The sequence below is a fragment of the Amycolatopsis mediterranei genome (assembly GCF_026017845.1).
Classification (GTDB): Bacteria; Actinomycetota; Actinomycetes; order Mycobacteriales; family Pseudonocardiaceae; genus Amycolatopsis; species Amycolatopsis mediterranei.
In genome coordinates, this window is sequence record NZ_CP100416.1 from 5,392,573 (window position 1) to 5,406,589 (window position 14,017).

The 14,017-nt window shown below is 71.2% G+C and carries 13 protein-coding genes; 7 read left to right on the forward strand and 6 right to left on the reverse strand.

Annotation, left to right across the window (positions count from 1 at the left end):
• Window positions 1-67 precede the first annotated feature (67 nt).
• Window positions 68-1,036: an aldo/keto reductase gene (locus ISP_RS24185; protein ID WP_034285031.1), complete on the reverse strand. Its 969-nt coding sequence runs from the start codon at window positions 1,034-1,036 to the stop codon at window positions 68-70.
• An 87-nt stretch (window positions 1,037-1,123) separates the two neighbouring features.
• Here ISP_RS24185 and ISP_RS24190 point away from each other — a divergent pair, with 87 nt between their 5' ends.
• From ISP_RS24190 to ISP_RS24205, 4 genes are all read left to right on the forward strand, one after another.
• Window positions 1,124-2,161 (forward strand): LLM class F420-dependent oxidoreductase, encoded by a 1,038-nt coding sequence (locus ISP_RS24190; protein ID WP_013226472.1) that lies wholly within the window; start codon window positions 1,124-1,126, stop codon window positions 2,159-2,161.
• A 1-nt stretch (window position 2,162) separates the two neighbouring features.
• Entirely contained in the window at window positions 2,163-3,005 is an 843-nt protein-coding gene (locus ISP_RS24195; protein WP_013226473.1) for an undecaprenyl-diphosphate phosphatase, read from the forward strand.
• Window positions 3,006-3,054: 49 nt separating this feature from the next.
• Entirely contained in the window at window positions 3,055-3,762 is a 708-nt protein-coding gene (locus ISP_RS24200) for a histidine phosphatase family protein (RefSeq protein WP_013226474.1), read from the forward strand.
• A gap of 93 nt (window positions 3,763-3,855) precedes the next feature.
• A complete protein-coding gene (locus tag ISP_RS24205; RefSeq protein WP_013226475.1) occupies window positions 3,856-5,910 on the forward strand; it encodes a M3 family metallopeptidase in 2,055 nt (684 codons plus the stop codon).
• Between the two features lie 110 nt (window positions 5,911-6,020).
• On the opposite strand, the gene ISP_RS24210 is transcribed toward ISP_RS24205, so the two are convergent.
• The 3 genes from ISP_RS24210 to ISP_RS24220 form a co-directional block, all read right to left on the reverse strand.
• A complete protein-coding gene (locus ISP_RS24210) occupies window positions 6,021-6,602 on the reverse strand; it encodes a ClpP family protease (protein WP_013226476.1) in 582 nt (193 codons plus the stop codon).
• A 127-nt stretch (window positions 6,603-6,729) separates the two neighbouring features.
• Window positions 6,730-7,716, reverse strand: coding sequence for a malate dehydrogenase (locus ISP_RS24215; protein WP_013226477.1), 987 nt, complete (start codon window positions 7,714-7,716; stop codon window positions 6,730-6,732).
• A gap of 162 nt (window positions 7,717-7,878) precedes the next feature.
• Complete coding sequence (locus ISP_RS24220) at window positions 7,879-8,310, reverse strand: MarR family winged helix-turn-helix transcriptional regulator (protein ID WP_014467141.1); 432 nt, start codon at window positions 8,308-8,310, stop codon at window positions 7,879-7,881.
• Between ISP_RS24220 and ISP_RS24225 the strand changes: the two genes are divergently transcribed.
• The 3 genes from ISP_RS24225 (at window position 8,285) to ISP_RS24235 (ending at window position 10,066) form a co-directional block, all read left to right on the forward strand.
• Window positions 8,285-8,662 (forward strand): nuclear transport factor 2 family protein, encoded by a 378-nt coding sequence (locus ISP_RS24225; protein WP_013226479.1) that lies wholly within the window; start codon window positions 8,285-8,287, stop codon window positions 8,660-8,662. The genes ISP_RS24220 and ISP_RS24225 overlap by 26 nt on opposite strands.
• 232 nt (window positions 8,663-8,894) lie before the next feature.
• The gene (locus ISP_RS24230) at window positions 8,895-9,191 is read left to right on the forward strand and encodes a hypothetical protein (protein WP_013226480.1); all 297 of its coding nucleotides are present in this window, start codon (window positions 8,895-8,897) and stop codon (window positions 9,189-9,191) included.
• A gap of 272 nt (window positions 9,192-9,463) precedes the next feature.
• Complete coding sequence (locus ISP_RS24235; protein WP_013226481.1) at window positions 9,464-10,066, forward strand: DUF4360 domain-containing protein; 603 nt, start codon at window positions 9,464-9,466, stop codon at window positions 10,064-10,066.
• Window positions 10,067-10,132: 66 nt separating this feature from the next.
• Here the strand turns inward: ISP_RS24235 and ISP_RS24240 are convergent, their stop codons facing one another.
• Together ISP_RS24240 and ISP_RS24245 are read right to left on the reverse strand one after the other, a co-directional pair.
• Window positions 10,133-12,217: an FUSC family protein gene (locus ISP_RS24240; protein ID WP_013226482.1), complete on the reverse strand. Its 2,085-nt coding sequence runs from the start codon at window positions 12,215-12,217 to the stop codon at window positions 10,133-10,135.
• Window positions 12,214-14,017, reverse strand: a 1,804-nt coding sequence (locus ISP_RS24245) for a GH92 family glycosyl hydrolase (RefSeq protein ID WP_265049855.1), incomplete at its 5' end; no start/stop codon positions are given. The genes ISP_RS24245 and ISP_RS24240, both read right to left, overlap by 4 nt.

A 14,017-nucleotide genomic window follows, 5' to 3' on the forward strand; every position in this document is an offset into this window, starting at 1 on the left:
GTCTTCACCAGCATGCTCCTTGATCCCCGTGCCGTCACGTGCGTGTCACCGAACAGACACCTGGCGCTCATCGCGGCCAGCGTTCGGGGTAGCCGACCTCGATCGCGCTGACGTCGTCGAGCGCGGACCGGATGGCGGGCGGGAGGGTGATGCCCTCCGCCGTCAGCGAGCCGGTGAGCTGGCCGGTGTCGCGCGCGCCGACGACCGGGGCGACGACGCCCGGCCGGTCCCGGACCCAGGCCAGCGCGACGGCCAGCGGGGACGTGCCGAGCCCGTCGGCGGCGGTCGCGACGGCCTGCACGATCCGGGCGGCGCGGTCGGTGCGGTGGTGCTCGACGTAGCCGGCGTAGGCGCTGTTCGCGCCGCGGGAGTCGGCGGGCGTGCCGGTGCGGTACTTGCCGGTCAGCACGCCGCGGCCGAGGGGGGCCCAGGGCAGCAGCCCGATGCCGTGGTGCGCGGCTGCGGGCACAACCTCGCGGTCCACGCCGCGTTCCAGCAGCGAGTACTCGACCTGGGTGGAGACGATCGGCGCGAGCGCCGAGGTGCCCGTGGCGGCGGTGGCCAGCTGCCAGCCCGCGTAGTTGGAGACGCCGACGTAGCGGACCTTCCCGCTGGTCACGGCGTACTCGAGGGCCGACAGCGTCTCGGCGAGCGGGACGCAGTCGTCCCAGGCGTGCAGCTGCCAGAGGTCGATGTGGTCGGTGCCGAGCCGCTTGAGCGAGCCGTCGAGCGCGGTGAGCAGCGCACCGCGCGAGGCGCCGCCGCCGAACGGGCCGTCGGTGCGCTTGGCGACCGCCTTCGTGGCCAGGACGACGTCGTCGCGAGGCACGAGGTCGCCGAGCAGCGAGCCGAGCACCCGCTCGCTCTCGCCCTCGCCGTAGATGTCGGCCGTGTCCACCAGGGTGCCGCCGGCGTCGACGAAGGCGACCAGCTGGCTGGCGGCCTCCTCCGCGTCCGTGTCGCCACCCCAGGTCATGGTGCCGAGCGCCATACGGGAGACGCGCAGTCCCGAGCGGCCGAGCAGTCGCTTTTCCACGACCGCCGAGCCTAGTGGGCTGCCCCGTCCGGAGGAGACCAAGGTGAGTCGTGTCGCGATCATGGCCCCCCGTTAGGGTCTGGCCCCGTGCGACTCGGACTGAATCTCGGCTACTGGGGATCGGGGAACGACCCCGCGAACCTGGCCCTGGCGAAGCAAGCGGAGGACCTCGGGTACGCGGTCGTGTGGGCCGCCGAGGCCTACGGCTCGGACGCGGTGACCGTGCTCTCGTGGATCGCGGCGCGGACTTCCCGGATCGACGTCGGGGCCGCTGTGCTGCAGATCCCGGCGCGGACGCCGGCGATGACGGCGATGACCGCCGCGACCCTCGACACGCTCTCGGGCGGCCGGTTCCGGCTCGGCCTCGGCGTGTCCGGACCGCAGGTGTCCGAGGGCTGGCACGGCGTCCGGTTCACCTCGCCGGTGGGCCGCACCCGCGAGTACGCCGCGGTCGTGCGGACGGCGCTGCGCCGTGAACGCCTGAAGTTCGAAGGTGAGCACTTCACGCTGCCGCTGCCGGACGGTCCGGGGAAGGCGCTGCGGCTGACCGTCCGCCCGGCCCGCAAGCACATCCCGCTCTACCTGGCCGCGATCGGCCCGAAGAACCTGGAGCTGGCCGGGGAGATCGCCGACGGCTGGCTGCCGGTGTTCTTCTCGCCGGCCCACGCGGGGGAGCAGCTGGCGCACGTCCGCGCCGGTGCCGGGCGGGCCGGGCGCACCCTGGACGGCTTCGACGTCGTCCCGTCGGTGCCGCTGGTGCCCGGCGACGACTGGCGGACCTGCGCGGACGCCGTGCGCGGCTACGCGGCGCTTTACCTCGGCGGGATGGGGAGCAAGGAGAAGAACTTCTACAACCGGCTGGCGTGCCGGATGGGATTCGCGGCCGAGGCCGCCGAAGTGCAGGAGAAGTACCTGGCCGGCGACCGGGCCGGGGCGATGGCGGCGGTGCCGCCGGAGTTCCTCGACGCGACGTCGCTGCTGGGTCCGAAGGAACGGATCGCGGAGAAGATGACGGAATACGCCGAAGCCGGCGTGACGACCCTGTCGGTGTCGCCCTACACGCCGGAGCCGGCTGCTGCCCTGCGCACCGCCGTCGAGGCGCTCGAGCTGGCGGGGGTGGCCTGACGTGGGCTGGTTCGAAGCACTCGTCCTGGGCCTGGTCCAGGGCCTGACGGAGTTCCTCCCGATCTCCTCGAGCGCGCACCTGCGGATCGTCGCGGCGCTGGCGGGCTGGGACGACCCGGGCGCGGCGTTCACCGCGGTCACCCAGATCGGCACCGAGCTGGCGGTGATCATCTACTTCGGGCCGAAGATCGGGAAGATCCTGCGGGCCTGGTTCTTTTCGCTGTACAAGGCGGAGTGGCGCCGTGACCCGGACGCGCGGCTGGGCTGGTTGATCATCGTCGGCTCGCTGCCGATCGTGGTGCTCGGGCTGCTGCTGCAGGACCAGATCGACAGCGCCTTCCGCGACCTGCGGATCACCGCGACCGTGCTCATCGTGTTCGGCGTGATCCTGCTGATCGCCGACCGGATCGGGAAGCAGAACCGCACGCTGGACGACCTGACCGTGCCGCACGGCCTGGGCTTCGGCTTCGCGCAGGCGCTGGCCCTGATCCCCGGCGTGTCCCGCTCGGGCGGCACCACCAGCGCCGGCCTGCTGCTCGGCTACACCCGGGCGGAGGCGGCGGAGTACTCGTTCCTGCTGGCGCTGCCGGCGGTGTTCGGCTCGGGAGTGTACAAGCTCAAGGACATCGGCTCGGGCGGCGTGCCGGCCCAGTGGGGCCCGACGATCCTGGCCACGCTGGTCGCCTTCGGCGTCGGGTACCTCGTGATCGCCTGGCTGATGGCCTACATCAAGAAGCGCAGCTTCGTGCCGTTCGTGGTCTACCGGCTGGTGCTCGGCGTGCTGCTGTACGTGCTGATCTTCAGCGGTGTCCTGGACCCGAACGCGGGCCCGGTCGGGCACTGAGCTCCCCGCGTGGGGACCGCATGATCGGTCCCCACGTAGGGTGGGCCTCGTGAGTACGGTCATTCTGCTGCGGCACGGCAAGTCGACGGCCAACGGCGCCGGCATCCTGGCCGGGCGGTCTCCGAAGGTCAACCTCGACGACACCGGCCGCGCCCAAGCGGAAAAGCTCGTCGAACGCCTCGACGGGGTGCCGCTGGCCGGGCTCGTCGTTTCGCCCCTGCTGCGGTGCAAGCAGACGGTCGGCCCGCTCGCGGCCGCCCGGGACCTCGGGAAGACCGTCGAGCCCGGGCTGTCCGAAGTGGACTACGGCGACTGGACCGGCAAGGAGCTCAGGCACCTCGCGAAGGAGCCGTTGTGGCGGGTCGTGCAGGCGCACGCCTCGGCCGCGGTGTTCCCCGGGGGCGAAGGGCTCGCGGCGATGCAGGCCCGGTCGGTGGCCGCCGTGCGCGCCCACGACCGGCGGATCGCCGCCGAGCACGGTGACCACGCGGTCTGGCTGCTGTGCAGCCACGGTGACGTGATCAAGGCCATCCTGGCCGACGCGCTCGGCCAGCACCTCGACGCCTTCCAGCGGATCGTCGTCGACCCCGCGTCCATCTCGGTCGTGCGCTACACCGAGACGCGGCCGTTCGTGATGCGGGTCAACGACCACGGCGGCGACCTGCGCGGCATCGTGCCGCCGGAACCGAAGCCGAAGCGGGGCAAGAAAGCCGCGGCGAGCGGCGATGCCGTGGTGGGCGGTACCACGGGCCGGTGACCCCGGCCACCTCCGGAAAGCGCTGACATCCACACAGGCCGACCCCGTAGGGTGGCGGGACCGAGTGTTCGTCCCCGACCAGGAGCCTGCCCGATGATTTCGCCGGACAATCCGTTCGCCGCACCCAGCGAGCTGCCCTACGCCCTGCCGCCCTTCGACCGGATCTCCGACGAGCACTACCGGCCCGCGTTCGAAGCCGGGCTGGCCGAGCACGCGGCGGAGATCGAGCAGATCGCGGTGCAGGACGCCGAGCCGACGTTCGAGAACACCATCGTGGCCCTCGAGCACGCCGGTGAACTGCTGGGCCGCGTGGCGAGCGTGTTCTACAACCTGTCCGGCTCCAACAGCACCGACGAGATCCAGGCCATCCAGGCGGAGTTCGCGCCGAAGCTGGCCGCCCACCACGACGCGATCCACCTGAACCCGCAGCTGTTCGCCCGGATCGACGCGCTCCACACCCGCCGCGACGAGCTCGGCCTCGACGAAGAGTCGCTGCGGCTGCTGGAGCGGCGGCACACGGACTTCAGCCGGGCCGGCGCCGGGCTCGGCGAGAGTGAGCAGGCCCGGCTGCGCGAGCTCAACGAGCAGCTCTCCACCCTGCAGACGAAGTTCCAGCAGAACCTGCTGAAGGACACCAACGAGCTGGCCGTCGTCATCACCGACCGCGCCGAGCTCGACGGCTTCGGCGAAGGCGCGATCGCCACGGCGGCCGAAGCGGCCGCCGCGCGCGGCGAGGACGGCAAGTACGTGCTCACGCTGAGCCTGCCGACCAGCCAGGCGTCACCGCTGGAGACCCTGCGCAACCGCGACGTCCGCGAGCGCATCCACACCGCGTCGATGGCCCGGGGCAACCGCGGCAACTCCTGCGACAACAACGCCGTCGTCGCCGAAATCGTCCGCCTCCGCGCAGAACGGGCCGTGTTGCTCGGCTACCCGAACCACGCCGCGTACGTCATCGCGGACGAGACGGCGAAGACCGCCGAAGCCGCCGCCGGGCTGCTGGAGCGGCTGGCCCCCGCGGCGGTCGCCAACGCCCGCGCCGAAGCCGCCGAGCTGCAGCAGCTGCTGGAAGCCGACGTGCCCGGCGCGAAGCTGCGGCCGTCGGACTGGCCGTTCTACGCCGCCCAGGTCCGCCGCGAGCGCTTCGAGGTCGACACCGAGGCCCTGCGCCCGTACTTCGAGGCCGACCGCGTGTACCTCGACGGCGTCTTCCACGCCGCGACCAAGCTGTACGGCCTGACCTTCACCGAGCGGGACGACCTGCCCAAGTACCACCCGGAGGTCCGGACCTTCGAGGTCTTCGACGCCGACGGCACCCCGCTCGGCCTGTACCTGCTCGACCTCTACACCCGCGACGCCAAGCGCGGCGGCGCCTGGATGAACACCTTCGTCGACCAGTCCGAGCTGCTCGGCCGCAAGACGGTCGTGGTCAACGTCCTCAACGTGAACAAGCCGCCGGCGGGGGAACCGACCCTGCTGACCTTCGACGAGGTCGTCACCGCCTTCCACGAGTTCGGGCACGCCCTCCACGCGCTGGTCTCCGCGGTCCGCTACCCCACGTTCTCCGGCACCAACGTGCCCCGCGACTTCGTCGAATACCCCTCCCAGGTCAACGAGATGTGGATGCTGTGGCCGGAAGTCCTGGCCCACTACGCCAAGCACCACGAAACGGGCGAGGCGCTGCCGCAGGAACAGGTCGAGAAGCTCCTCGCCGCCCAGCAGTACGGCGAAGGGTTCTCCACCACCGAGTACCTCGCGGCGTCCCTGCTCGACCAGGCCTGGCACGGACTCGGCGTCGACGACCGCGTGGAGGAGGTCCAGCCGTTCGAGGCCGCGGCACTCGTGAAAGCCGGCGTGGCCGTCGACGCGATCCCGCCGCGCTACCGCACCACCTACTTCGCCCACATCTTCAGCGGCGGCTACAGCGCCGGGTACTACTCCTACATCTGGAGCGAAGTCCTCGACGCCGACACCGTCCAGTGGTTCCGCGAAAACGGGGGACTGACCCGCGAGAACGGCGACCACTTCCGCCGCACCCTCCTCGGCCGGGGCGGCAGCATCGACCCCATGGACGCGTTCCGCGCCTTCCGCGGCCGCGACCCGGAGATCGAGCCGCTGCTGGCCCGCCGAGGTCTCGACGGAGTCTGACCGGTGGCTTCACCAAGTGTATAACGACCTATACGCCCGGGCGATTTTCAAGGAAAATCGCCCGGGCCGTTTCATGCACCAAAAAGAAGCACAGACAAGGGAATCCGAGGTCAACCGCCGGTCACGATGTGATCGACGAAGCCATACGTGAGGGCTTCGTCGGCGTCGAACCAGCGGTCGCGGTCGGCGTCGGCGGTGATGCGTTCGACGGTCTGGCCGGTTTGGCGGGCGGTGATCTCGGCGATGCGGCGCTTCATCTTGCCGAAGACCTCGGCCTGGATGGCGATGTCGGCGGCGGCGCCGCTGATGCCGGCCGAGGGCTGGTGCATGACGATGCGGGTGTTGGGCAGCAGGTAGCGCTTGCCCGGGGTGCCGGAGGAGAGCAGGAACTGGCCCATGGAGGCGACGAAGCCGAGGCCCCAGGTGGAGACGTCGGGTTTGACGAGCTGCATGGTGTCGTAGATGGCCATGCCGGCGGTGACGGAGCCACCGGGTGAGTTGATGTAGAAGGTGATGTCCTTGGCCGGGTCGTCGGCGGCGAGCAGGAGCAGCTGGGCGATGATCCGGTTGGCGATGTCGTCGTTGACTTCGGAGCCGAGGAAGACGATGCGGTCGCGCAGGAGCTGTTCGTAGACCGAGTCGTTGAGGGTCTGGCCGGGTGCCTGCAGGTCGGGTACGGCGAGAAGGGTCATGGAGGCGACGGTAGGGGTGAAGATCGTCGGCGGGGCGGGTGTTTCGCTGTGAGCGTGCGGTGTTCGCTGCGGGCGTGACGAGGGGCCGCCGTCATGTGGTGACGGCGGCCCCTCGTGTGCGGGTGGCTCAGATGAGGCCGAGCTTCTGCACGGTGTCGCGTTCCTCGACGAGCTCCGCGACGGAGGCGTCGATGCGGGCGCGCGAGAAGTCGTCGATCTCGAGGCCCTGGACGATCTTGTACCGGCCGTTCTCGGCGGTGACCGGGAAGGACGAGATGAGGCCTTCGGGGACGCCGTAGGAGCCGTCGGAGGCCACGGCGGCGGAGGTCCAGTCGCCGGCGGGGGTGCCGTTGACCCAGGTGTAGACGTGGTCGACGGCGGCGGAGGCGGCCGAGGCGGCGGAGGAGAGGCCGCGGGCTTCGATGATGGCCGCGCCGCGCTTGGCGACGGTGGGGATGAAGTCGTTCTCGAGCCAGGCCTGGTCGACGGCGTCGGCGATGCTCTTGCCGCCGAATTCGGCATGCTGGACCGAGGGGTACTGGGTGGCGGAGTGGTTGCCCCAGATGGCGACCTTGCGCAGTTCGGTCACCGGGACGCCGAGCTTCTTGGCGAGCTGGGCGAGGGCGCGGTTGTGGTCGAGGCGGGTCATCGCGGTGAAGCGCTCGGCGGGCACGTCGGGGGCGTGCGAGCGGGCGATGAGGGCGTTGGTGTTGGCGGGGTTGCCGACGACGAGGACCTTGATGTCGTCGGCGGCGCCGGCGTTGATGGCTTCGCCCTGTGGCTTGAAGATGCCGCCGTTGGCCTCGAGGAGGTCGCCGCGCTCCATGCCCTTGCTGCGGGGGCGGGCGCCGACGAGGAGGGCGATGTTGGTGCCTTCGAAGGCCTGCTTGGGGTCGTCGAAGATGTCGGTGCCGGCCAGCAGCGGGAACGCGCCGTCTTCGAGTTCCATCGCGGTGCCCTCGGCCGCCTTGACCGCCTGCGGGATCTCGAGGAGCCGCAGCTTCACCGGGACGTCCTGGCCGAGGAGCTGACCGGACGCGATGCGGAAGAGCAGCGCGTAGCCGATCTGGCCGGCGGCGCCGGTGACGGTCACGTTGACTGGGGCTTGGGTCATTGCGGTTCTCCAGCTTGAGACGACTTTGGCTAGTGCTGTGGAGCCTATCCCTCCTGGGCGTTGCCGGTCGGGTGCGTCCAGTCACTGTTGTGAGGATCGCTTTCGGGGGTCCGGGTGGCGGAGCCCCGGCCCGGGGCGGAGCCCCGGTTGTCGCAGCTGCTTTCAGCTGTCGGTGACGTTGTGGGCGAGTCGGGTGAGCAGGTCGGCGAGCTGGGCGATCTCGGTGTCGGTGAGGCCCTTTCGCATGCGTTCGTCGTGGGCGATGGCGGCGGAGGCGAGCCGTAGGAAGAGCTGTTCGCCTTCGGGGGTGAGTTCGACGAGGTGGACGCGGCGGTTGGCGGGGTCGCGGCGGCGGGTGACGAGGCCGGCGGCTTCCATGCCGTTGAGGTGGTGGGTGAGGGTGGCGCCTTGGACGCCGACGGCGTCGGCGAGTTCGCGCTGGTTGGCGACGGGGGTGGTTTTGAGGGAGATGAGGATCTGCCAGATGGGCTGGGATCCGCCGGCGGCGGCGAGGGCGTGGTCGAAGGCCCGGGCGGCGGTTTTGGCGGTGCGGGCGAGGACGACGCCGATGGGGGCGGTGGTGGGTTGGGGCACGGCGGAGGAACGCGGCGACACCGAGGTGCTGGCCGGGCTGGTCACCGACGAGTTCCGCCTGGTCGGGCCGCTGGGGTTCGTGCTGGACCGTGACCAGTGGCTGGAGCGCTACGACGGCGGTGGGCTGGTCACCGAGAAGCTGGGCTGGACCGAGGTCGAGGTCCGCGACTTCGGCGGCACCGCGATCGCGATCGGCGTGCACGAGCAGGTTGCGACCCACCGGGGCAACCCGGTGAACGGACGCTTCCGCGCCACCCACGTGCTGGTCCGCGAGGACGACCGCTGGCGGCTGGCGGGGATCCACCTGAGCCCGATCGGCGCGCCGTTCGTTCCCGGTGGTGACCGGCGATGAGCGTCGAGCTGAACCACACGATCGTGTGTGCCACCGATCGCGAGAAGTCGGCGGGGTTCCTGGCCGGGATCCTGGGCCTGCGGACCGAGCCGGTCGCCGGGCCCTTCGTGCCCGTCCGCTCCGGTGGGCGAGCGCGGTTCGGCATCGGTGCCGGGCAGCACGAGGGCGAGGCGCGGGCGATGGGCCTGCCGTTCCCGCCGGCGGGCGAGCGGTCGCGCGGCTGGAGGAGACCGTGCGGCCGGCGCTGCGGATGGGGGCGGGCGACGAGTCGCCGTTCGCCGGACGGCGGGCGGTGCGTCACAAGCTCGCCGTCCTGGCGCGACACTGCGAAGAGGCAGGACGGCCGTACGGGGACATCGAGAAGACGATCAGCACCCGGCTGGCCCCCGGTGAGCGGGCGGAGTCGTTCGCGCGGCGCTGCGAGGAGTTCGCCGGGTGGGGCATCGACCACGCGGTGGTGACCACGGCCGGTCCGTGGCCGGTGGCGGGGGTCGAAACGCTGGGGCGGGCGGCCGCGTTGATCGGCTGAGCCGGACGTCACGCGGGTGATCGCGGGCGGCGGCCGGGGGAGCGGGGGTGCGAAATCGTTTTCTCCGTGCATTTATTCGCGACGGCCGGAATGGGCTTTGCGAAAATTGTCGAAACGTGAGCAATGCCGCCTGGCGGGACGCGGCTTCCAGCGTTGCTCCGTTCAGCGGGGTTTGCTTCCATGATCCTTTCGATACTATGGTCGGCGCCCCCGTCCCCAATTTGAATGTATTGGGAAGGATTCCGATGCTGTCTGCGGTCGTTGCTGCCGTAATGGCGCTGTCCTCTGTGGTTGCCCCGCATTCGTGGAACACCCCTCCGCCGCCCGACAAAATTGTCATCGACGTCGTCAACGCCATCGGCACCGGCTGTCCGACCGGTACGTCCGCGGTCGCCGTCTCGCAGGACAACACGGCGTTCACCGTGACCTACAGCGCCTACACGGCGTTGGTCGGGGTCGGCGCCGGCCCGCTGGATCCCCGGAAGAACTGCCAGATCGGCCTGCGGGTGCACGTGCCGCAGGGGTTCACCTACGGAATCGCGCAGGCTGACTACCGCGGATTCGCGCACCTGGAACGTGGTGCGACCGGCCTGGAAAGAGCGAACTATTATTTCCAGGGCAATTCTCCGACGGCCTTCGTCCAGCACCCGCTGACCGGGCCGTTCGAGGACGACTGGCATTTCACCGATTCCACGGAGGTGGGCGCGATCGCGTTCAAGCCGTGTGGCGAGGAACGCAACCTGAACATCAACACGGAATTGCGGGCCGCGTCCGGGACATCGGATCCGAAGAAGACGACGAGCTACGTCACGATGGACTCGACCGACGGCAGCATCACCACCACCTACCACTTCGCGTGGCTGACCTGCCCGTGATCGGCTCCGGGTGACCGGAGGTGGAGAGGGGCGGCGCGGCGGGAAGGCTGCGCCGCCCCGGTGCGGTCAGGGCTGCGCCGGGGCCCGGGGATCGGTGGCTTCGACGCCGAAGACGCGGCCGAGGGAGACGAGGGCCTCGTCGAGGTGGCTGAGGCTGGAGAGGACGGCCCGGGTTTCGGCCGCTTGGACGCGGTCGGAGACGGGGGTGCCGTCGTCGCGCACGAGCGTGCCGGGTGTGGGGCCACCCGGGGCGTTCAGCGCGGTGCGGAGGACGTCGATGTTGGCCAGCAGCCGTCCGGTGAACTGCCGGAGCCGGTCGGCGTCGGGGCCGGTGAGCTGGCCGGGCTGGGCGCGCGCGGCGACGTGGCGGGCGCGGAAGGCGATGGTTTCCAGGGTGGTGAGCACGTGCCAGCCGTAGTCGCGGCGGGCGCTGCGGAGGTTCACCGGGTGGGTCAGCGGTTCGATGGTGGTGCGGACCTGTTCGACGCTGCGGTCGAGGTCGCGGGAGAGTTCGATGATGTTGACGTTCTCCTCGCCGGCGAGGAGGCCGCGGGTGTGCTCGAGGAACTCTTCGAGGTCGTCGAGCACCGCGGCGATGTCGTCGAGCATGACCGAGCGGGTGCGGACCGGGACGATGACGACCGCGGCGAGGATGCCGGCGGTGGCGCCGACCGCGGTCTCGGCGACGCGGATCCAGAGCACTTCGAGGCTGAACGTGCCGAGCAGGCTGTAGAGCAGGCCGAGCATGCTGGTGACGAAGAAGGCCATCACCACCTGGGAGACCCGGGCGGTGTAGACCATCCCGAACACGCACACGAGGATGAGGCCGAGGGTGGCGGCGGTGTTGCCGCCGACCAGCAGCGCCAGCAGGACGCCGCCGACGATGCCGATCAGGGTGCCGCCGAGGCGGCGGACGCCCTTGACGAAGGTGGCGCCGGCGCTGGAGGCGCCGATGAACACGACGAAGACGGTGAGCACGGCCCAGTACCAGCGCTGGTGGGAGACGAGTTCCCCGCCGAGCACGGCGAGCCCGCCGCCGACGACGGCCTGGATGGCGCTGCGGGTCCGGTTGTCGTAGGCGAAGGTCGGTGTCGGCTCGTCGTCGCCGGAATCGAGCGGGTCGGGGGTGGCCTCCGGGGCGGCGGCGCGCTGGGCGCGGTCGTCGGCCAGCGCCAGCTCGGCCAGTGCCTTGCGGACGCCGTCGCCGGGGGCGGCGTGGGAGTCGATGCGGCTGCCTTCGACGAGCATCCGGCTGTATTCGCCGGTCTGGCTGATCAGCGGCAGCTCCCGGGGGTCGCGTTCCATGAGGGCGCGGAAGCGGGCGAGCCGGGCGATGAGGTCGTCGCGGACCTCGGTGGTGAGTGCGTCGGAGCAGGTCCGCTGGACGGTGCTGGCCAGCCAGCCGACGGCGAGCTCGACCTCGATGGCGCGGCGGCGCAGCACGTCGGCGGCGCGGGTGTCGAGGACGTCGGGGGCGGCGTCCTCGATGAGCAGCACGCATTCGTGCAGCCGCGCCAGTGCCGAGCGCAGCTGCTTGCGGGTGCGCTCGCTGCCGTTCACCGCGAGGTGGGCCTCGGCGGCGCGGACGACGGCGCCGAGCCGGGCGCGGAAGGCGCGTCGGACGCGGAGGAATTCGGCCGCGGCGTTGTGCCGGAGCAGGACGAACCGGACGAGGGCGTTGGCCAGGACCCCGACGCCGAGCGCCATCAGCAGCTGCGGGACCTGCTTGACGTGGGCCTGCAGGAACATCGGGAAGAAGAACAGGAAGAAGGCGATCGAGCCGAGCGCGGTGCCGCGGGCGCCGAAGCGCTGGGCGTAGACGGCGACGAAGATCAGCAGGACGAACACGACGCTGTCCAGGGGCGGCAGCGTCGAGCCGAGGCTGGCGACGGTGATCGACGCGGCCCCGGTGAGGAAGGCCAGCACGAGCGTGACGGCCTGGCCGCCCGGGGTGGGGTCGTTGACGGTGAACGCCGTCATCATCGCGGCGATGGCGCCGACGAGGGTGACGGTGAGCGGGACGTGCGCGGGCAGCAGCGCGGCCACGGCGAGCACGATGCCGAGCACGGCGGAGCCGGCCAGCCGCAACCGGACCAGGCCGGGGTCGGCCGCCACGAGCCGGTCGAGGACGGCGGTGCGGAGGTGGTTCATCGGGCGAGGAGCTCCCACTGGGCGAGGGTGGCGCGGCGGCCGCGGGTGGCGGTGATCCGCAGCCGGTAGCGGGCGTGCGCGGCCGGGGTGGCGAGGACGAACGGGCGGGTCTGACGCCGCCAGCGGAACAGCTCGCCGTCGCGTTCGTCCAAGGTGGTCCAGCCGACGCCGTCGTCGGAGCCTTCCAGCACCCACGCGCTCGCGTCGCCGCGGCGATCGCCGGAAGTCAGCGTGTACATGGTGACTTCGCGGGGTTCGCCGGTGACGGTGAACTCGATCGCCGGGGTGGCGCTGCGGAAGGTGACCTGGGTGCGGGTGGTGTCGTCGAAGAGCGCGCCGAGCTTGGTGCCGTCGGAGCTGGTGGCGGTGCCGGTCAGGTCGGTGACGGGGGCCGGGTGCTCGGCCGGTGGCGGCGGGGCGCCCCAGCCGGTGGGTTCGGTCGTCAGGTCGAAGACGAGTTCGGCGCCGGCGGCGAGGGTGGCGTGGGCGATGGAGGTGGCATCGTGCGGTTCGCCGTCGACCGTGAGCCCGCGGACGTAGACGGTGCCGTCGGTGTTGCCGGGTGCGTGGACGACCAGCTTCTTGCCCTCACCCAGGTGCACGGTCGCCTTCTCGAACAGCGGCGAACCGATGGCGTAGCGCGGGCTGCCGACGGCGAGGGGGTAGAAGCCCAGCGCGCTGAAGACGTACCAGGCGGACATCTCGCCGTTGTCCTCGTCGCCGGGGTAGCCCTGGCCGATGTCGCTGCCGAGGTAGAGCCGCCGCAGCACCTCCCGCACGACGGCTTGGGTCTTCGCGGGCGCGCCGGCGAGGTTGTGGACGTAGGGGATGTGGTGCGAGGGCTGGTTGGAGTGGCCGTACTGGCCCATCCGGACGTCGCGGGCTTCGGTCATCTCGTGGATGAGGCCGCCGTACGCGCCGGGACGGCGGCCGGTCTCCGGGGTGGCGAAGAAGGTGTCGAGCTTGGCTTCGAGCGCCTCGGTGCCGCCGTGGAGGGCGGCCAGGCCGGGGCCGTCGTGCGGTGCGGTGAAGGCGGTGTTCCAGGCGTTGGTCTCGACGAAGTCGCCGCCCCAGGCGGCCGGGTCGTAGCCCTCGGGGGCGAACTTGCGGCGGCCGTCGCGGTGGCGGCCCTGGAAGAAGCCGATCTCCGGGTCGAAGTGGTGGACGTAGTGCTTCGCGCGTTCGCGGAAGTAGGCGGCGTAGTCGGCGTACATCCGGGCTCGTGGCCCGTCGCTTTCCCGCGACAGGGCCTCGGCGAGGTTGGCCAGACCGAAGTCGTTGATGCACCCCTCCAGCGCCCAGGACAGTCCTTCGTGGACCGACACCGGGGTGTAGTGGAGGAAGATCGACTCTTCGAGGCCCTTGCGGCCGACCGCGCGGCGCGGCGGGCTGACGGTGGCGTTCTTCAGCCCGGCGTCGAAGGCGGCCTCGACGTCGAAGTCACGGACCCCCTTGAGGTAGGCGTCGGCGAAGGCGACGTCCGAGCTGGTGCCGGTCATCAGGTCCGCGTAGCCGGGGGAGGACCAGCGGGCGATCCAGCCGCCTTCGCGGTACTGCTGGACGAAGCCGTCGATCATCCGGCCGCAGCGTTCCGGCGTGAGCAGCGCGTAGGCCGGCCAGGTGGTGCGGTAGGTGTCCCAGAAGCCGTTGTTGACGTAGAGCTCGCCGTCGACGACCTTCGCGCCGGTGCGCCGGCGGGTGCGCGGCCCCCCCCGGCGCCCGACCCGGCGGGGGGGGCGGGTCCCCGCGGGGGGGGTGTGGGGCGCCCCGGTGGGGGGACGGGACACCCGGGGGTGGTTA

Excerpts from the sequence above, each read along its gene's own strand:
- ISP_RS24235 (WP_013226481.1), top strand. The coding sequence starts at position 9,464 with ATGGCGCTGTCCTCTGTGGTTGCCCCGCATTCGTGGAACACCCCTCCG.
- ISP_RS24225 (WP_013226479.1), top strand. The coding sequence starts at position 8,285 with ATGGGGGCGGTGGTGGGTTGGGGCACGGCGGAGGAACGCGGCGACACC.
- ISP_RS24210 (WP_013226476.1), bottom strand. The coding sequence starts at position 6,602 with ATGACCCTTCTCGCCGTACCCGACCTGCAGGCACCCGGCCAGACCCTC.
- ISP_RS24205 (WP_013226475.1), top strand. The coding sequence starts at position 3,856 with ATGATTTCGCCGGACAATCCGTTCGCCGCACCCAGCGAGCTGCCCTAC.
- ISP_RS24240 (WP_013226482.1), bottom strand. The coding sequence starts at position 12,217 with ATGAACCACCTCCGCACCGCCGTCCTCGACCGGCTCGTGGCGGCCGAC.
- ISP_RS24215 (WP_013226477.1), bottom strand. The coding sequence starts at position 7,716 with ATGACCCAAGCCCCAGTCAACGTGACCGTCACCGGCGCCGCCGGCCAG.